We start from the raw sequence: 18842 nt of genomic DNA, 5'->3' as shown, positions 1-18842 counted from the left end.
GATGGCTTTTTAGTTAGAGATTATTTTTTGCGTAAAACTAATTTGGCAACGCCTTCCCAACGTGGGGTTTGAGGCATCATGTCAATTGGTTTAATTACACGCACATCATATGCTTCACTCAAAAGAACTAAATCTTTAGCTAGAGTTGATGGATTACATGAAATGTAAACAAAGGTTTCTGGTTTAACGTCTAGTAGAGTTTTTATAAGTTTTTTATTAAGACCTGTTCGAGGAGGATCAACAATTACAGCATCAATATTAATTCCTTCTTTGCGAAGTTGTGGTAAAAGTTTTTCAACATTGCCTTGAATATATTCAGCATTTTTAACGTGATTAAGCGAGGTATTAGTTTGGGCATCAGTTACTGCTTCAGGGATGCTTTCAATTCCGATAACTTGATGAGCCCGATCACTGGCTAAAATTCCTAATGTTCCAACTCCACTGTAGGCGTCAATTAAAGTTTGATCAGGAGTTAAGTCAAGGTATTTTAAAGCTTCACTGTATAAGTTGGTAGTTTGTTCTGGATTTAACTGGAAAAAGGCCCGAGGTGAGAGCTTAAATTTTTTACCTAAAATTTCTTCAGTAATTGTATCTTTACCAAATAGTTTAGTGGTTTTATTACCCCAAACTTGAGGATTATTCCATTGCGTTTCATTTTGAAATACACTTACTACATTTGGAAGTTTCATAATTTCTTTTGCTAATGGAATTAAGTTTTTAATTTTTTTACCAACGGTAATTAAAGTTACTTGAATTTCTTTAGTAGAAAATGATTCTCTAACAACTACGGTCTTAATTCCCTCAGCTTTGCGACGGAAATTAGCAATTGGAACTTGAAATTTAGAAATTAATTTTTTGATTTCACGTTCAGTTTTTTGAGTTGCCTTAGATTGAGTAGGCATTTCGGGAAGATCAATCAAATTATGTGAATTTGGGGCGTATAATCCAAGCTTAGACTTTCCTCGATTAAGTTCAATTTGATATTGTGCTTTATTACGATAGTGCCATTGTTGTGGAGCAGGGAGAGTCTTTTTAACTTTAATTTTTTGGTAATTACGTGGATGGTATTTTCTTAATGCATCAAGTATTAAATGTTGTTTAAACTCAAGCTGCTTAGGATAAGCTAAATTTGCTAATTCTAAGCCTCCTGTGCGTGGATCTACTCCTTTAGGGAAAGTTACACGATCAGGAGATTTTTCTTTAATACGGACTAATTCTCCTTCAAGATAGTGAGGATAAGATTTGGTGATTTTTGCTACAACTACTTCATCTGGCAAGGCACCTGGAATAAAGATGATTTTCTTTTTATAATAGCCAATTCCTTCACCATTAATTCCAAGGCGTTTAATTGTTACAATAACGTCTTTGGTTTTATTTTTTGTAAATTTTGTCAAAATTAAGACCTCATTTCGATTCATCTTAAAAAGTATGTCACAATTATAATAAGGGGATTAGAGCAAGAACACAAGCAAAAGAAGGGAGAAAAAATGCAAATTATTACTAAAGTAAGTAGACAAAAGCGTAAAGGTTATTACAATATTTTTTTAAATAATTCTTTTGCCTTTGGAGTAAGTGAAAGAACGTTAAGTGAATACAGATTACTCGTTGGAGTAGAGCTTACTGATGAACAAATTAAAGTAATTAAACAATTTGAACTAAATGATAAGGCCTTACAAGTAGCAATTAATTACTTGAGCTATCAACCAAGAACTGTGAGTGAAATAAAGCAATATTTACATAAAAAAGAGGTAAGTGAAGAGGCAGTAGAAAATATAATTACTCAATTAACTAATTTGGGTTATTTAGATGATGAAAAATATGCAGAGCTTTTTATAAAAAATGATTTGCGGGTTGGCAAAGATGGACCTAAAACGCTTATTTTTAAGCTGACACAAAAGGGAGTAGCAAAGAATATTAGTGAACCCCTTATTGAAAAAATTGTACCTGAGGACTGGATAGAAGCAGGAATACGGTTAACAAATTCCTTGCGTAACCAAACCGGAAGGCTAACTTTAAAAGAAATTCAAAGGAAGGCAAAAACTAAACTAATTAGTCATGGTTTTACAAGTGAACTAAGTGATTTAGTAATTGAAGCCTTAGATTTACAAGAAGATGCTAGTGAACGAATAGAAGCGTTAAAAAAACAAGCCAGTAAAGCATGGCGTCGTTATCGAAATAATGATGAGTATACAAGAAAGCAGAAAGTACGACGAGCATTATACCAGCATGGTTTTTCAGGAAGTGAAATTGATGATTTTTTAAATGGAGAAATTATGGACCTTCAAGACCTCAATTCAGACTATTAGTTTTATAATAATAATGAGAGAAAATTGAAGGTGATTAGATTGGCACTTCCTAAAGAGGGAGATTATATTGCCATTCAGAGTTATAAACATAATGGCAATCTCCATCGTACTTGGCAAAGTACAATGGTAGTAAAAACAGAACAAAATATTTTAATAGGAGCAAATGATAGGACGTTAATTACTGAAGGGGATGGAAGAAAATGGGTTAGTCGAGAACCAGCCCTAGTTTATTTTCACAAAAAATATTGGTTTAATATAATAGTAATGTTTCGCCCAGAAGGAATAGCTTATTATTGCAACCTAGCTACTCCATTTATAATTGATCGTGAAGCACTAAAGTATATTGACTACGATTTAGATGTGAAAGTTTTTCCTGATGGCGAAAAAAGATTACTTGATGTTGAAGAATACGCATTAAATAAAAAAAGATGGAACTATGGTGAAAAAATTGATTCGATTTTGCGTGATTCTAGTTTAGAATTATTAGAGTGGATTGATAAGAAAAAGGGACCTTTTGCACCAGCATTTCCGAAAATATGGTATGAAAGATATCAACAGATGCGTCCAATAAAAAATAATTATAGAAGAGGAAAACAATAATGGAAATTAAGAATGTAAACTCTAAAGTAGTAGTTGGGAAAATTTTTATGGCAAGTCAACTTGATGAAAATCGTAGTTTTGCTCAACTAATTCAACAAGCTGAGACAGATCCAGAATTTCAAAATTTCTTAAGTACCAATAATGTTCAAAATCAACGTACTAGCTTAATTGTCTTTAATCCTGAAAGTTTTATGCTTTTTTATGGAGCAGCTTTTGATGAAAAAGTAGCTCTTCCTGCTGGCTTTAATCATTATGACTTACCTAAGGCAGAAGTTGCTCAGGAATTAACTGAGGGAGTAAACTTAAGCTACTTTAGTCAACCTTTGAATGTAACTATTCCCAAATTTTTAGAGAAGGTTACAGAAGCTGATATTAAACACTATGAAAATATTGGAGATAGTCCTACCCCATATATTTTGTCAGAATTAAATTTAGAGACAAAAAAACTAACTCAATCTTTATACTTAAAAGAGAGTTAGTTTAAGAAGTTAACGCTGTTGGGGATCGATTGAAAGATTATCGTATTCTAGGTAAGCTCCAATACAAGTTGAGATAAGCATTATTAATAAAGCCCAACCAGTTGCAGTTCCGATAATAAATTTTAAAGGTAAAAATTGCCGTACTAAGATTGTGCTGATGGTGCATAAGATAAAGTCAAGTAAGAAATTACTGATTAGTAAAAGACGACGTCTGCGAATACTAAAGAAGAGTAAAACTTGTCTAAAAAATTTATTAGGACTATCACTTGATAAAAGATGTAATGGACGCTGAACAGTTGCCTTAACTGCAAACATAATTAAAGCTCCTACAAGGGCCCCCACAAGTGTACGCCATGGGCTGGCTGAGTGCATTACTAGCGCATTGTAACAAATTCCAATAATTCCCAAGCTACAGAGGTAAGGAATCAATAAAAGAAAAATAAAGACTAAGTAGATTCGTTCTTTTTTCATATTTAACCTCATTTCTTAACCTTAATTTTAACATAAATGGTTAATGACCTAATTAAAAGAAAAGTAATTATTTAACGAAAGTGAGATACTCAATGAGTAGTGACCCCAAGTCTGGAAATTTTTTAACAAAATTAAAGGCGAAATTTCATAATGAAGCGCCAATTAGTGGCGCAGAAAGATTAGAAAAAGAAATTAATAAACTCTACCATGAAAAACTTTTGAGTGAAAGAGAATTCGCAATGGTAGATGGAATTATTAATTTTGAAAATAGAATTGCGCGTGAAATTATGGTGCCGCGAATTGATGCCTTTATGGTAGATTTAAAGGTGCCTTTTCAAGAAAATCTAGATGAGATCTTAAAAAATCCTTATTCAAGAATCCCAGTTTATGATGGGGATAAAGATAAAATAGTAGGTGTCATTCATATTCGAACTGTTTTACGCAAAGCGCGTGAAGTAGGATTTGATAATTTAAATTATAAAGATGTAATGTTTAAACCACTTTTTGCACCTGAAACAATTGATTTGGGAGAATTACTTTTAGAAATGCAACAAACTCAGCGTCAGTTAGCGATTTTAACTGATGAGTACGGAGGAGTTGTGGGTTTAGCAACAATTGAAGATATTATTGAAGAAATTGTTGGTGATATTGATGATGAAGTAGATCGGACCGAAATTTTATTTAGAAAAATAAATGACAGACAATATGTGATTCGTGGTAAAATGCCATTAAATGATTTTAACGATGAATTTGGAACGCATTTAGAGATGGAAGATGTGGATACAGTTGCAGGCTATGTAATTACCAAGTTGGGATTAATTCCTGCAAAGGGAGAACAATTGAGTGTTAAGCTAGATAATGGGATGACCTTGACTACCCGCAGAATGAAAGGGTCAAGAATTTTAACCCTTTTATTAACCTTACCTGATGATCAAGAAAATTTAGAAAAAAAGGAAGAAAAAGAATAAATGACAAAATTAACTGATGAAGTAAATAAACGGCGAACTTTTGCAATTATTTCTCACCCTGATGCTGGTAAAACTACAATTACTGAACAAATGCTTTTGTTTGGTGGAGTAATTAGAAGTGCAGGGACTGTTAAAGCAAGAAAAAGTGGACACTTTGCTACTAGTGACTGGATGGATATTGAAAAAAAGCGTGGAATTTCTGTTACTAGTTCTGTTATGCAGTTTGAATATCAAGGAAAAAGAATCAATATTTTAGATACTCCTGGGCACCAAGATTTCTCTGAAGATACTTATCGAACTTTAATGGCAGTTGATGCTGCAGTAATGGTAATTGATTCTGCTAAAGGTATCGAACCTCAAACCAAAAAGTTATTTAAAGTTGTTAAGCAACGTGGAATTCCAATTTTTACTTTTATGAATAAGTTGGACCGAGATGGACGAGATCCCTTGGATTTAATTGCGGAATTAGAAGATTTACTAGGTATCGAAGGGGTCGCAATGAATTGGCCTATCGGTATGGGAAAACAATTAAAAGGATTGTATGATATTGCTAATCATCGGGTAGAACTATATCGTAAAGATGAAGCTGATCGCTTTTTGCCTTTAAATGACGAAGGAAAGTTATCTGAAAATGAAGAACTAGCTAAAGATAGCTTATTTGAAAGCACTTTGGATGAAATTGATCTTTTAACTGAAGCAGGTAATCAATTTGATAAAGAAAAGATTTTAAAGGGAGAACAAACCCCAGTATTTTTTGGCTCAGCTTTAACTAATTTTGGAGTGGAAACTTTTCTTGATAGTTTTGTAAATATTGCACCTGCACCTCAAGAACACACTGTTAATGGGGATGAAAAGTTGAAAGCAGATGACAATGAATTTTCTGGATTTATTTTTAAGATTCAGGCCAATATGAATCCTAATCACCGTGATCGAATTGCTTTTGTAAGAATTGGTAGTGGTGAATTTAATAAGGGGATGGATGTCACTTTAGCAAGAACAGGTAAACCAGTTCGCTTGAACAATGCTACAGAGTTTATGTCTAGTGAACGAGTTCAAGTTTCAAATGCAGTAGCTGGCGATATTGTAGGTTTATATGATACTGGAAATTTCCAAATTGGTGACAGTATTTACGCTGGCAAAAAGAAAATTGAATACCCTGAATTGCCACAATTTACACCAGAAATTTTTATGCGCGTAACTGCAAAAAATGTTATGAAACAGAAATCTTTCCATAAGGGAATTACACAATTAGTTCAAGAAGGAGCAATTCAACTTTATCGTGGGTGGTCAACAGATGATTATATTTTGGGTGCTGTTGGGCAATTGCAATTTGAAGTATTTTCTTATCGAATGAAAAATGAATATAATTCAGAAGTAGAATTGCATTCATTAGGAAATAGAGTTGCACGTTGGATTAATCCAGAACAACTTGATCCCAAAATGTCTTCTTCAAGAAACTTACTTGTTAAAGACCGTGAAGGAGAACCTCTATTTTTATTTGAGAATGCATTTGCTGAGAGATGGTTCCAAGATAAATATCCAGATGTTGAATTAACTTCAAGATTATAAGAAAAAAGTGCTGGGAAAAATCAATTTTTCTCAGACACTTAAAACAGTTAGTTCTCTTATGCTTTATAATTGTAGCTATATAAAGTAAAGTTTGGGGTAAGAAGAATGTAATGGTCATCGTCTTGCCCATTTCTATTTACCGAGGGTTACCCAAAGCCCTCGGCTTTATTTTACTCTCACTAATTTTTATACCCCCTCTCCAAAATAATTGTGAAATTTTCTATCACTTAAAAAGAGGGGTGTATTTCTTTATTTAATAAAGAAGTTTTTGTAAGGGTTAGTTTTTAAGTAAGAATATTGCTAAAATATTAATTAGGTTATCAATGTAGCTAATTGATAACTTAGTAACTTCGATTGGCTGCACACCCCTCAACATTATTTCAGTTACGGAGGTGAGAGCCATGTCAAATGGAATAGACTGGAGAAGTAGGCTACCTTGTCCATAGCTGATGCTATTGTGATAAGCATCGTCCTTAATAGCTTAGGAAACTTTGTTATTAAGTGTGCAAATGCTTATGCAATAATAAAAAAAGCTAATCACAAGGATTAGCTAACAATCTAGTCATTCAAGTTACGATTGGAGTTAACGAGTCGCATTCGTTAGCTCCTTTTCTTTATCTATTATAAAAAAAAATCCACAAATTTCAAGATGGCAGGTGGGAACAGCGTCATTTTCCCTAGATAATACTTTAAAATAGAGACCGTTTCTTTATCCAATAAAGAAGTTTTTTCTGTGAGGGTTAGTTTTTAAGTAAGAATATTGCTAAAATATTAATTAGGTTATCAGTAGACGCGAATTGATAACTTAGTAACTTCGACTGGCTGCACACCCCTCAACATTATTTCAGTTACGGAGGTGAGAGCCATGTCAAATGGAATAGACTGGAGAAGTAGGCTACCTTGTCCATAGCTGATGCTATTGTGATAAGCATTGTGCTTAATAGCTTAGGAAACTTTGTTATTAAGTGTGCAAAAGCTTATGCAATAATAAAAAAAGCTAATCACAAGGATTAGCTAACACTCTAGTCATTCAAGTTACGATTGGAGTTAACGAGTAGGATTCGTTAGCTCCTTTTCTTTATCCATTATAAAAGAAAAATCTACAAATTTCAAGGTTAAGTGTCAAGAGAGTAAAAAGGTATGAGAATAAATAAATTAATGCTGGACTGATGTTTATGAGGAATCTAAGGAATTATTGGAATACAAAAGTCTTAGAGATGACTGTTTTGACAAAAAGAGGTACAAAAAAAGAGTAAGATTTCTAAAAGTAGAATTCTTACTCTTAATTAATTTTTAGTCTAGGGAATTAGTTCTTCCCAGACTCTTTTATTATTGATTAGTCTTTGTCACAAATGATTGAAATGACCTTTCGGCTGCGATCAACATGAATATCATAGATTTTATCACCATGAATTAAACGTTTAATCACAAATTCAACTTCATCTTGGCGAATACCGCGATCATGATTTTCCATTACAATTTCAATTTTGTTAGGTGTTTCAGTATATACAACTGTAGTGTTTCCTAAAGAATATACTTTAACAAATTGACTAACTGTAGAAGATAGTTGTTTTTCAACTAAGTCACGATGTGTATTAGTAACGTCAATTAAATGCATAATTTCACATCCTCATCTAGTTTTAGTAAGTAAAAACCTCTAGTAGTTAGTATACGCTTTTTTAGAAGGAAGTTGAAAATTAAATTATTTTTCGTGAATAGCTACTTCTTCATTTTCTAATGAGGCAGTCAAATCATTAGCAGTTGGATTATCTAATTTATAATCAGCAACTTTATCTTCAATGAGTTCCTGAATGATGCGACGTAATGGACGCGCACCCATTGTAGGATCATATCCTTTTTCAACAAGTAGTTGTTTAACATCGTCTGCAACATCAATGTGAAGATTTTCATCTTTAACCATTTCATTGGTTTCATTAAGCATTAAATCAACGATTTTAAGTAAATTATCCTTAACTAATGGCTTAAATTCAACAATATCATCTAAACGGTTAAGAAATTCTGGTTTAAAGTATTGACTCATGACACGTTTAAATTGTTCTTGATGAGAATTTTCAGCAGCAAATCCAACAGAAGCTTCTTTGATGCCTTGACCAGCATTTGAAGTCATAATGATGATTGTATCTTTAAATGATACTGTTCTACCTTGAGAATCAGTTAAACGCCCATCATCTAAAATTTGTAAGAAAAGGTGTAAGACATCAGGATGTGCTTTTTCAATTTCATCAAATAAAATTAAGCTGTATGGATTATGACGAACTCGTTCGGTTAATTGACCGGCTTCTTCATAACCAACGTAACCTGGAGCAGATCCAATTAACTTAGAGACAGAATAGCTTTCCATGTATTCACTCATGTCAAAGCGAATCATTGCTTCTTCAGTACCAAAGACTTGTTTTGCAAGTTGTTTAGCTAATTCAGTCTTTCCAACACCTGTAGGACCTACAAAAAGAAAGGAGCCAATTGGTCGGCCTGTTTTGTTAAAACCAACACGATTACGACGAATAGCACGAGCAACTGTATTAACAGCTTCATCTTGACCAATAACATTCTTTTGCAAATCGGTTGCTAAATTAATCAATTGAGCTTGTTCTTGTTTTTGTAATTCGCCAACAGGGATGTTAGTTTTTTCTTCAATAATCTTATTCATGATCTTATCAGTGATGACAGGGGTCTTATCTGGATCAACTTTTTGATCCTTTAATTTGTTATACTTGTCGATCTGATCCCGATAGTAAGCAGCTTTTTCATAATCTTCATTAGATAAAGCTTGTTTTTTGAGATCTTCAGCAGCATTAACACGTTCTGCTAATTTATTACTATCAACATAAGGAATGGTTAGGTTCATTCTTGACCCAGCTTCATCAAGTAAGTCAATTGCCTTATCAGGTAAGAAGCGGTCTTGGATATAACGTGAAGAAAGTTTAACGGCTGCTTCGATTGCTTGATCAGTGTAATTTACATGATGATAATCTTCATAGCGTGGACGAATACCTTGTAAGATCTTAATAGTTTCTTCAATTGAAGGTTCTTTTACCTGAACTGGTTGGAATCTTCTAGCTAAGGCAGAATCTTTTTCAATATTTCTAAATTCTTTGATAGTAGTAGCTCCAATTAATTGAAATTCACCCCGAGCTAAGGCTGGTTTAATAATGTTACCAGCATCCATTCCACCTTCAGAATTACCAGCACCAACAATTTCATGAATTTCGTCAATGAAAAGTATGATGTCGTCTTTTTTTTCTAATTCTTTAATTAATTGTTCCATCCGTTGTTCAAATTGGCCCCGGATTCCGGTTCCTTGAACTAAAGAAACCATATTTAAAGAAATAATGCGTTTATCTTGTAATTTTGCTGGAACAGAGCCGTCAACAATTTGTTGTGCTAGTCCTTCAGCAACAGCCGTTTTACCTACACCAGCTTCACCAATTAAAACTGGATTATTCTTAGTTCTTCGGTTTAGAATTTCAATTACACGAGCGATTTCTTGATCACGACCAATTACAGGATCTATTTTGCCTTTTTTGGCTAATTCGGTGAGATCAGTTCCGTATTGGTCTAAAAGGGAAGGTCTTTTAGGACGACGTCCACCATTACGTCCGCCTGCTCCCATATTTCTTTGGTTAGGATTTTGATTATTACGATTTTGATTTCCAGAAAATGCATTTAAAAATTCATCGAAATCACCAAAAAATTCATTATTCATATTTTTATTAGTTCCTTGCATATTTTTTAATTCTTGATAGCATTGTTGACATAAAGATATATTGCGGCCTTGGCCATTTACGTTTGCATAGAAGCGAATAGTAGCCGGGCGCTCATTACAATTTTCACATAACATGTGCCAGCCTCCTTTTTATTTGTATAATATGTTATTGGTAATTGTAATCGTTAGCACTCTAATTCGTCAAGTGCTAAACTTCAATTTCTTACTTTTCGTAAGAAAAACTTAATAAATTTAAAATGGTGATTGAAAAGATGAAAGAATATGAAGAAATTTTAATAAAATTAGCTGATGGAGAATTAACTGAGTATCGAGTAGAGCCTCAAAAAGCTTTTAGTTTTCAAGAGACCTTACGAAAATTTGGGCGACGTCAGGAAATAACAGGAAAAGCTGAAAGAGGCGGTACAATTTTATATACGAAAATTAAAAGTGAAACTTAATTATTAAAATGAAAACAATTTCAGTGAAGATTCTTGTTTTAAAATTAAAAAAATGATATTCTAATAACAAGAAAGGGGTTACACCCCTAAAACATTAAAGATTCAAAGGAGATTCAAAAATGGAAAAACGTGAATTTCATATTATTGCAGAAACAGGTATCCATGCTCGCCCAGCAACTTTATTAGTTCAAACTGCTTCAAAGTTTGGTTCAGATATTAATTTAGAATACAATGGTAAGACTGTAAACTTGAAGTCTATTATGGGTGTTATGTCACTTGGTGTTGGTCAAGGTGCTGACGTAACTGTTACTGCAGAAGGTGACGATGCTAAGGAAGCAATTGAAGCAATTGCTGATACTATGAAAAAGGAAGGCTTAGCTGACTAATGACGAAAACTTTAAAGGGTATTGCAGCCAGTGATGGAATTGCAGTGGCTCCAGCATATTTGTTGGTAGAACCTGACCTTTCGTTTTCAAAGACTTCAGTGACAGATGTTGATGCTGAAATTGCTCGTTTTAAGAAAGCAGTTGAAGAATCAACTAAGGAACTTGAACAAGTTCGCGATAAAGCTAAAGAAAGTTTAGGTGAGGAAGAAGCACAAGTCTTCGATGCTCACCTTTTATTCTTAAGCGATCCTGAATTTACTGGTGCAATTGAACAAGAAATTAAAAATCAAAAAATTAACGCAGAAGCTGCCTTAGATGAGACCGCTCAAAAATACATCACTATTTTTGAAGGTATGACAGATAATGCTTATATGCAAGAGCGTGCTGCTGATGTGCGTGATGTATCTAAGCGGATCATGGCTCACTTATTAGGTGTAACTTTACCAGATCCTGCAGCTATTGATCATGAAGTAGTAGTAATTGCTCACGATTTAACTCCAAGTGATACTGCTCAACTTAATAAGAAATATGTTAAAGGATTTGTAACTGACATTGGTGGTAGAACTGCTCACTCAGCAATTATGGCTCGTTCATTAGAAATTCCAGCTGTAGTTGGTACAGAAACTATTACTTCAGATGTTGAACCTGGAGAAATGGTAATTGCTGATGGTTTAGATGGGGATGTCTTAATTAATCCTACTGATGATCAAATTGCTGAGTATAAAGCAAAAAGTGAAGCTTTTGCTAAGCAAAAAGCAGAATGGAAGAAGTTAAAAGATGAACCTTCTGTAACTGCTAATGGCAAACACTTTACTATTGCAGCTAATATTGGTACCCCAGAAGATATGAAAGGGGTAAAAGAAAACGGTGCAGAAGCTGTTGGATTATACAGAACTGAATTTTTATACATGGATTCATCTGATTTCCCAACAGAAGAAGAACAATTTAAGGCTTATAAAGAAGTCTTAGAAGGTATGGATGGCAAGCAGGTCATTATTAGAACTTGTGATATCGGGGGAGACAAGCACTTAGACTACTGGGATCTTCCGGAAGAAATGAATCCATTCCTAGGCGTTCGCGCAATTCGTTTATCAATGCAAAATACAGAAATCTTTAAGACTCAATTAAGAGCATTACTTCGTGCTTCTGCTTACGGTAAGCTTGGTATTATGTTCCCAATGATTGGTACTTTGGGAGAATTACGTAAGGCAAAAGAAATTTTGGCTGGCGTAAAAGCTGAATTAGTAGAAGAAGGGGTTAAGATTGGTGATGACTTACAAGTTGGTATGATGATTGAAGTACCAGCAGCTGCAGTTCTTGCTGATCAATTTGCTAAGGAAGTCGATTTCTTCTCAATTGGTACTAATGACTTAATTCAATATACGATGGCAGCTGACCGTGGTAATGACAGTCTTTCATATCTTTACCAACCATATAATCCATCTGTTTTACGTTTAATTAAGCATACAATTGATGGAGCCCATGAAAATGGTATTTGGTGTGGTATGTGTGGTGAAGCTGCAGGTGATAGTATTATGTTCCCAATTCTTTTATCAATGGGACTTGATGAATATTCAATGAGTGCAACTTCTATTTTACGTATCAGAAGTTTAATGAAGAAGATTAATACTGAAGATATTAAGGAATTAGCAAATAAGGCATGTTATGTATCTGAAACTAATGAAGAAAATAAGAAATTAGTTGAAGAAACAATGGCAAAACTTAATATTCAAATTTAATGAAAAAGCAGTGGAAAAGTAAAGCCACTGCTTTTTATTGTATAAAATTTACAATTTAGTCACAATTAATTCACTTATTTCCTTTAATATATAACGTATAAATGAAAAAACAAAAAATTTTCAAAAAAATTGTTATATTAAGTGTTTTTGATTGTGGTATAGAGTGAAAGCGGTTATAATATTAATTGTTATTAGTAGTTTTGTAGTTTTGATACACTACACGCAAAAAAAGGAGCGTGGATTTAATTGGTAAATTTATATACATCACCTAGTTGTACATCATGTCGTAAAGCTAAGGCTTGGTTAGTTGATCATGATATTCCATTTAAAGAAAGAAATATCTTTGCTAATCCATTAACAAAGACAGAAATTTTGCAAGTATTGCGAATGACCGAAAATGGAACTGAGGAAATTATTTCAACTCGTTCAAGAACATTTCAAAATTTAAAGGTTAATTTGGATGACCTTTCACTTGATGAATTACTCGATTTAGTGGAAAACAATCCAAGTTTACTACGTCGTCCAATTATCATGGATGATCGCCGTCTTCAAGTTGGCTACAATGAAGATGAAATTAGAAGATTCTTGCCACGTTCAGTACGTCGTTTAGAATTAGAACAAGCACAAGCTATGATTAGTTTATAAAAGTATTTTTTAGTTTAACAAAAAACAAAATCAATTAATAACGAAGAACGCTAGCTATTTTGAGCTAGCGTTTTTGTTTCCTTGAAAAAATTAGGGTACAATAGAACCAGTCAGTAAAATATAGTGAGGTGAAAGTAAATGCAAGTACACCGTATTAATGCAAATACAATTAAAGTCTCAATGAATGCTGAAGAATTGAAAGAGCGTGGAATTACAATTCTAGATCTTTTAGGTAATAAAGATGAAATACAAAAGTTTTTCTATGATATTTTGAGTGAAGTTGACACTGAACATGAATTTACTAAAGAACAGCCTGTTACTTTTCAAGTGATGCCAAGCAACTCTGGATTAGAACTTTTAATTTCCAAAGTACCTGATGGTGAAGAAAAACCTAAATCAAATAAAGATGATCCATTACGTCAACTTTTAGAAGGACTAGGAGAAAAGAATTTTAAACCTGCAAATGCAGATACTATTTTTGGTTCTTCCAATGGTAAAAGTGAAAGTTCAAAGGAAGACTTAAATAGTAATCGTCGTATTTTTAAATTTGAAAATATTGATTCTGCTATTTCTCTCGCAGATGCCTTGGTGGTTCCAGAACTAGCTTCAAGTCTTTACGTTTATCGCCATACTTATTATCTGGATTGTGCATTTTTGGATAGTGGCTTTAGCGAAATAAAGCCGTCAGATGCATGGGTAATTGCAAATGAATTTGGTCAAGGTATGACTGAAAAGGAATTTGCACCAATTAAGAAAATGGGTAAGTGTTTGATTAGACAAGATGCATTAAATAATTTACGTCAGTATTTTGATTAAAGAAGCAAATTTGCTTCTTTTTTTCGTATTAAAATTAGGGTGAATTACATTGTATGCAGCTTTATTGAAGAAAAACTTAGTTTTAGCTGTTAATGAAGCAAATTTGGTTCAAGAAGGAATTAAAAAACTAAATATTGAAAATTATCGCTGTCCAAATTGTCAGAAAAAGGTAATCCTAATTTTATCAGAAACGAAAGTACCCTTTTTTAAGCATGTTCACATTATTAAAGGGGAGGGTGAAAAGCAAGAACATCTATTAGCTAAAGAATTAATGTGTAGTAGTTTAATAGCAGCTGGGTATTATGCAAGAACTGAAATCCCACTTGCTAATCAACAGTTACGTGCAGATGTTTTGGTTGAAAATAATCTAGCCTTTGAAGTTCAATGTGCGCCTTTGTCACGAGAAGAATTTAACCACCGGCATAATTTATATAAAGCAATTGGAGTAAAAGATATTTGGATTGTAGGTCAACGACATTATTTAAAACGGAGTTTGAAAAAATCTCAAAAAATTTTTTTACGTAAAAGTAAGTATTGGAATTGGTATTATTTGGAGATTAATCCTTTTAAAGAAAGGATTACTTTGAAATATCACATGCATTTGGCACCAGTATCTAATAAGATTTTTTATTTCCAAGAGAATTTTCAATTAAATGAACTAGGAATTAAGAAGTTATTTGCGTTTAAAAGTGTGGTTCCTTTTTCTAAAAAAGTTAATATTAAGGAAGAACAGAATTTCTTGCTTAACCAAATTAGACTCAAGACAAAATTAGGAGTTCGAGTGGCAGAAGCTCTCTATCTTAATCATTTAACTTTGGAAAATCTGCCTAAAGAGATTTTTCAAAGTTGGAGAGAACCTTTAGAAGAAAATAAAATTTTAGCGTATTTAAGACAAAAAAATAGAGATGTCGATTGACATCTCTATTTTAATCTAAACTAAATGTAACTCAGAAGTTTGAGAATCTGAATCATCATTTGGATGAAGAGCTGAAATAATCTTGTCACTGGTAATATTTCCTTCAATCATGACACCTGCCATATCTTGATCGTAATTGTAGATCATGGTTGTAGGGGTAGTAGTTACTTTATAATCTTCAATTAATTTCTGATCTTTATCAATAGAAAGTTTTGTGTAGGCACTTTCACGTGTTTGGTTAAAGTTTTTAAGATTAATCCCTAAATCATTGACTATCTTTTCGACAATTTGTTGAGAAAAATCAATGTGCTTTACATTGATCTGGTTTTGGAGGGTAAATAAAAATTGCCGCGCAATCTTATTACCTTTAAGAAGTTTGATTGCATGATAGTCTCTGATTGCATGAAAAGTTGATTGAGAGTAATGGTTCAACAACTTTAGATTGTTTGGAGATAAACCACGTGCCATTAAATCGCTTCTGATAGTATTGATATTTGCCATAGGAATAAAGTGATAGAGCACATTTTCTTTTGATTGATCAATAGCAGTTAGTATTTCTTGCTCCATTTCAAAACAGTTAATTCCTATAGGGTTAGTAAAGAAAAAAACTTCATACATATAGGGTCTCCTTATCGTTGATAAGTTATATAGTTAAAAATATAGCCATATATATATATATATATATATATAGGAATGAATTTTCGAAATAACTAATCTAAATTTATTATTTTTTAATACGGTGTTCAAATGAACGAGAAACTTTGTTTTGATTAGTATTCTCTTTAGTAGATTTAAAATCAAATTGGGTTTCTAATTCATTGAGGACCTTCTTGATGGTATCAGGATCATCATTTTCGATCTCTAACTCAAAATCATAGTATCCATCTGGGAATTCTGTCAAGTCTAAAGTAAGATCACAATTTTGAGGTCCATTAATAATCATGCGGCGAGTTTTGCTCCAAGAAAACATTTGTAAAGTATTAGCTACTTCTTTACCGAAATGTTCTTCAACGTACGCACCAGCATCCCCACCAAAGGTAAAGTGTTCGTTATCAGCAGCAGCGTGAACCATTTGTTCTGCACGAGCTAATGAAAGCACGTCGTTGATTTCAACGACTTCATGATACTTATCTTGTTTAGGATGGTCTTCTTTAACTTTTAAAGTTTGTTCGCCGTTATTAACAAGAAGACGAATTCTTAGACTTGCATTGTTATTTTTAAGGGTGAAATCTGGCGTATCAAAGTAATAATTTTCTTGAATAAAATCAGATTTAGCAATAAAAGCTTGTCTAATTTTTTCATAAGTATCCTTATCTAATAAGGTTTTTGACTCAATTTCTATATTTTTTGCCATAAATTAATCCTCCATTATTAATCGTTATATTACTATTATATGTTAGAATGATTTTGTTTGAAAATGAAAGGAACTGAAGTAATGCAAGATTGGAATTTGTTTTTATGGCCATATGAGCAAGCAGTGTCTGAATTGAAAGTTAAATTTCGGTCATTGCGTAAAAGTTACTTAAATAAAGGGGAGCACTCACCAATTGAATTTGTGGTTGGACGAGTAAAGACTGTTGATTCAATTAAGGAAAAAATGAAAAGACGTGTAATTGCGCCTGAAGTTATTGAAACAGATATGCAGGATATTGCCGGAATTAGAATCATGTGCCAATTTGTTGACGATATCTATAAGGTTGTAGATTTAATTCATGAGCGGCAAGATATGCAAGTAATTGAAGAAAGAGATTATATAAAAAATGCTAAGCCTTCAGGTTATCGGTCTTATCACATGGTAATTGAATACCCCATTTTTTTGCCTGAAGGATCAAAAAAAATCATCGCTGAAATTCAAATTAGAACTTTAGCAATGAATTTCTGGGCTACTGTTGAACATACTTTGAATTATAAATATCAAGGTAAATATCCAGAAGACATCTCAGAACGCCTTAAATCAACTGCTGAGGCTGCTTATAAGCTTGATGAGGAAATGTCTGCAATTAAGGAAGAAGTGCGTGAAGCACATAAAATTTATGCGAAAACAAAAGGTAAAAATTGATGAAAGTAGCAATTGTTGCAAATGATCGTGTCGAAACAAAAGCTGTAGAAAAAAACATTAAAAAGCTTTTAGAAATTAAAAAGATAGAAATCGATAATGAAAATCCTGATGTGGTAATTACTATTGGTGGGGATGGAACCCTCATTTCTGCTTTCCATAAGTATATTAGTATTATTGATAAGGTAAGATTTATTGGAGTGCATACTGGCCACTTAGGTTTTTATACTGATTGGCGTCATTTTGAAATTGAAAAAATGGTTGATAGTTTATCAAAAAAAGAGCCTTCAGCTGTGTCTTACCCACTTTTAGAATTAGTAATTACAACGCGTAAAGGGGAGAAAAAGAAGTTATTAGCCTTAAATGAGGCAACTATCAAACGTGTTTCTAAAACTTTGCGAGCTGATGTATTTATTCGAGATAAATTTTTTGAAAGTTTTAAAGGCGATGGCTTGTGTGTCTCAACACCTACCGGATCAACTGCTTATAGTAAATCATTAGGGGGTGCTGTCATTCATCCACGTTTAAAAGCCTTACAGATGACAGAGATTGCTTCAATTAATAATCGAGTTTTTAGAACTTTATCTTCACCAATTGTTATTGCACCTGACGAATGGATTACAATTAAGCCTGAAGTAGGTGATGATGACCACTATGTGGTAACTTATGATGGAATTAGATTCAATCATAAACATATTAAGAAAATTGAATATCGTATTTCACAACATGTAATTCGTTTTGATAAATATCAACATACTCACTTTTGGAGTCGAGTTAAAGATGCGTTTATTGGCGATGAGAAAGAGTAATGCAATTTTTTAAATTAAAAGTAACTAGTGATAGTCCAGGTAAATTAGGACGATTTTTACAAAAAAATGGTTTTTCCAAAAGGGCAATTATTAATAGTAATCATCATCAAGGGATGATCTTAGTAAATCACAAGCGGCGACATACAAGTTTTCATTTAAAGAAAAATGATGAAGTAATTTTTATTTTAGGACAGGAAAAGGAAAATAGCTTCTTAAGACCTTCTAATAAAAAAGTAAACATTGTTTTTGAAACGAATGATTATTTGATTGTTAATAAAGAAGCTGGGGTTTTATCAATTCCTTCCCGCTATGAAGATAGTGATGCGATAGTTAATCGCCTTTTAAGCTATTTACGTCAAGAAAACAAGAATGCTAAACCTCATATTGTCACACGCTTAGATCGCAATACCTCTGGCTTAGTTTTAGTTGGAAAAAACTCAGTGGCTCAAGCTAGATTTAGTGAGATGAATAAAAAGACTTTTATTAAAAAGTACCATGCAATTGTTCATGGAAATTTTGCACAAGAAGAACTAGCTGGGGTGATTGATGAACCAATTGGAAAAAAAGATGAGACTGTAAAAAGGTATGTGGTAGCTAGTGGGAAATCATCTCAAACAAAATATAGGGTTTTGGCTCAAAAAAAAGGAGCAGCCTTAGTTGAATTACAGCTATTTACAGGTCGTACCCACCAAATTAGAGTTCATATGGAACATTTGGGCCATCCCTTGTACGGTGACACCCTTTATGGGATTAAGGATAATTTTAAGCGCCAAGCTTTACATTGTTTTTTGTTGAGTTATCCTGATCCATTCACCTCAAAAGAGCAACAAATTGAGATTCCCGATCCAGAGGATATGAAAAATTTATGGAATAGTTTAGATAATTAAAGGGCTGACCTAT

At 33.0% G+C, this 18842-nt stretch carries 20 protein-coding genes; 14 read left to right on the top strand and 6 right to left on the bottom strand.

The window, feature by feature from the left end; genetic code table 11:
- Positions 1-20: 20 nt before the first annotated feature.
- The gene (rlmD, locus tag FP433_RS05945) at positions 21-1394 is read right to left on the bottom strand and encodes a 23S rRNA (uracil(1939)-C(5))-methyltransferase RlmD (protein ID WP_265486577.1); all 1374 of its coding nucleotides are present in this window, start codon (positions 1392-1394) and stop codon (positions 21-23) included.
- 93 nt (positions 1395-1487) lie between these two features.
- Between rlmD and recX the strand changes: the two genes are divergently transcribed.
- From recX to FP433_RS05930, 3 genes are read left to right on the top strand one after another with little or no spacing between them, the layout of a single operon-like run.
- Positions 1488-2306: a recombination regulator RecX gene (gene recX / locus FP433_RS05940; RefSeq protein ID WP_265486576.1), complete on the top strand. Its 819-nt coding sequence runs from the start codon at positions 1488-1490 to the stop codon at positions 2304-2306.
- Between the two features lie 39 nt (positions 2307-2345).
- On the top strand, positions 2346-2906 hold the full coding sequence (locus FP433_RS05935; RefSeq protein ID WP_265487258.1) for a DUF402 domain-containing protein: 561 nt from the start codon (positions 2346-2348) through the stop codon (positions 2904-2906).
- Positions 2906-3385: a hypothetical protein gene (locus FP433_RS05930; protein ID WP_265484094.1), complete on the top strand. Its 480-nt coding sequence runs from the start codon at positions 2906-2908 to the stop codon at positions 3383-3385. The genes FP433_RS05935 and FP433_RS05930 overlap by 1 nt, the downstream gene beginning before the upstream one ends.
- Positions 3386-3394: 9 nt before the next feature.
- Here FP433_RS05930 and FP433_RS05925 read toward each other — a convergent pair whose 3' ends face one another.
- Entirely contained in the window at positions 3395-3856 is a 462-nt protein-coding gene (locus FP433_RS05925) for a hypothetical protein (RefSeq protein WP_265484095.1), read from the bottom strand.
- A gap of 92 nt (positions 3857-3948) precedes the next feature.
- On the opposite strand from FP433_RS05925, the gene FP433_RS05920 reads away from it, so the two are divergent.
- Together FP433_RS05920 and FP433_RS05915 are read left to right on the top strand one after the other, a co-directional pair.
- Positions 3949-4824, top strand: a complete 876-nt coding sequence (locus FP433_RS05920) for a hemolysin family protein (protein WP_265484096.1) — start codon at positions 3949-3951, stop codon at positions 4822-4824.
- The gene (locus FP433_RS05915; protein WP_265484097.1) at positions 4825-6393 is read left to right on the top strand and encodes a peptide chain release factor 3; all 1569 of its coding nucleotides are present in this window, start codon (positions 4825-4827) and stop codon (positions 6391-6393) included.
- Between the two features lie 1336 nt (positions 6394-7729).
- Here the strand turns inward: FP433_RS05915 and FP433_RS05910 are convergent.
- Both FP433_RS05910 and FP433_RS05905 read right to left on the bottom strand, forming a co-directional pair.
- Complete coding sequence (locus FP433_RS05910; RefSeq protein WP_265484098.1) at positions 7730-8011, bottom strand: DUF1827 family protein; 282 nt, start codon at positions 8009-8011, stop codon at positions 7730-7732.
- 84 nt (positions 8012-8095) lie between these two features.
- A complete protein-coding gene (locus tag FP433_RS05905) occupies positions 8096-10252 on the bottom strand; it encodes an ATP-dependent Clp protease ATP-binding subunit (protein ID WP_265486575.1) in 2157 nt (718 codons plus the stop codon).
- A gap of 137 nt (positions 10253-10389) precedes the next feature.
- Here FP433_RS05905 and FP433_RS05900 point away from each other — a divergent pair, with 137 nt between their 5' ends.
- The 6 genes from FP433_RS05900 to FP433_RS05875 all read left to right on the top strand — a co-directional run bounded on the left by FP433_RS05900 (position 10390) and on the right by FP433_RS05875 (position 15077).
- On the top strand, positions 10390-10575 hold the full coding sequence (locus FP433_RS05900; RefSeq protein WP_416202970.1) for a hypothetical protein: 186 nt from the start codon (positions 10390-10392) through the stop codon (positions 10573-10575).
- Positions 10576-10694: 119 nt separating this feature from the next.
- Positions 10695-10961, top strand: a complete 267-nt coding sequence (locus FP433_RS05895; protein ID WP_265484101.1) for a phosphocarrier protein HPr — start codon at positions 10695-10697, stop codon at positions 10959-10961.
- The gene (ptsP, locus tag FP433_RS05890; protein ID WP_265484102.1) at positions 10961-12700 is read left to right on the top strand and encodes a phosphoenolpyruvate--protein phosphotransferase; all 1740 of its coding nucleotides are present in this window, start codon (positions 10961-10963) and stop codon (positions 12698-12700) included. The genes FP433_RS05895 and ptsP overlap by 1 nt, the downstream gene beginning before the upstream one ends.
- A 246-nt stretch (positions 12701-12946) precedes the next feature.
- Entirely contained in the window at positions 12947-13345 is a 399-nt protein-coding gene (gene spxA, locus FP433_RS05885; protein WP_265484103.1) for a transcriptional regulator SpxA, read from the top strand.
- A 138-nt stretch (positions 13346-13483) separates the two neighbouring features.
- Entirely contained in the window at positions 13484-14161 is a 678-nt protein-coding gene (locus tag FP433_RS05880) for an adaptor protein MecA (protein WP_265486574.1), read from the top strand.
- A gap of 49 nt (positions 14162-14210) precedes the next feature.
- Entirely contained in the window at positions 14211-15077 is an 867-nt protein-coding gene (locus FP433_RS05875; protein ID WP_265486573.1) for a competence protein CoiA, read from the top strand.
- Between the two features lie 15 nt (positions 15078-15092).
- On the opposite strand, the gene FP433_RS05870 is transcribed toward FP433_RS05875, so the two are convergent.
- Positions 15093-15695: a DsbA family protein gene (locus FP433_RS05870; RefSeq protein ID WP_265484106.1), complete on the bottom strand. Its 603-nt coding sequence runs from the start codon at positions 15693-15695 to the stop codon at positions 15093-15095.
- 106 nt (positions 15696-15801) lie between these two features.
- On the bottom strand, positions 15802-16431 hold the full coding sequence (locus FP433_RS05865) for a CYTH domain-containing protein (protein ID WP_265484107.1): 630 nt from the start codon (positions 16429-16431) through the stop codon (positions 15802-15804).
- An 81-nt stretch (positions 16432-16512) separates the two neighbouring features.
- On the opposite strand from FP433_RS05865, the gene FP433_RS05860 reads away from it, so the two are divergent.
- Genes FP433_RS05860 through FP433_RS05850 form a run of 3 tightly spaced genes read left to right on the top strand, consistent with a single transcriptional unit; the run spans position 16513 to position 18829 of the window.
- On the top strand, positions 16513-17136 hold the full coding sequence (locus tag FP433_RS05860) for a GTP pyrophosphokinase (RefSeq protein WP_265487257.1): 624 nt from the start codon (positions 16513-16515) through the stop codon (positions 17134-17136).
- Positions 17136-17942, top strand: coding sequence for an NAD kinase (locus FP433_RS05855; RefSeq protein ID WP_265486572.1), 807 nt, complete (start codon positions 17136-17138; stop codon positions 17940-17942). Before FP433_RS05860 ends, FP433_RS05855 begins: the two co-directional genes overlap by 1 nt.
- Positions 17942-18829 carry an RluA family pseudouridine synthase gene (locus tag FP433_RS05850; protein WP_265486571.1) on the top strand — a complete coding sequence of 296 codons (888 nt, stop codon included), beginning with the start codon at positions 17942-17944 and terminating at the stop codon, positions 18827-18829. Before FP433_RS05855 ends, FP433_RS05850 begins: the two co-directional genes overlap by 1 nt.
- The last annotated feature ends 13 nt before the right edge of the window (positions 18830-18842 follow it).

The sequence above is a fragment of the Lactobacillus sp. PV012 genome (assembly GCF_014522325.1).
In the GTDB taxonomy this organism is placed as follows: Bacteria; Bacillota; Bacilli; order Lactobacillales; family Lactobacillaceae; genus Lactobacillus.
The sequence above is the reverse complement of the archived record's forward strand: the minus strand, read 5'-3'. Positions and strand labels throughout refer to the sequence as shown.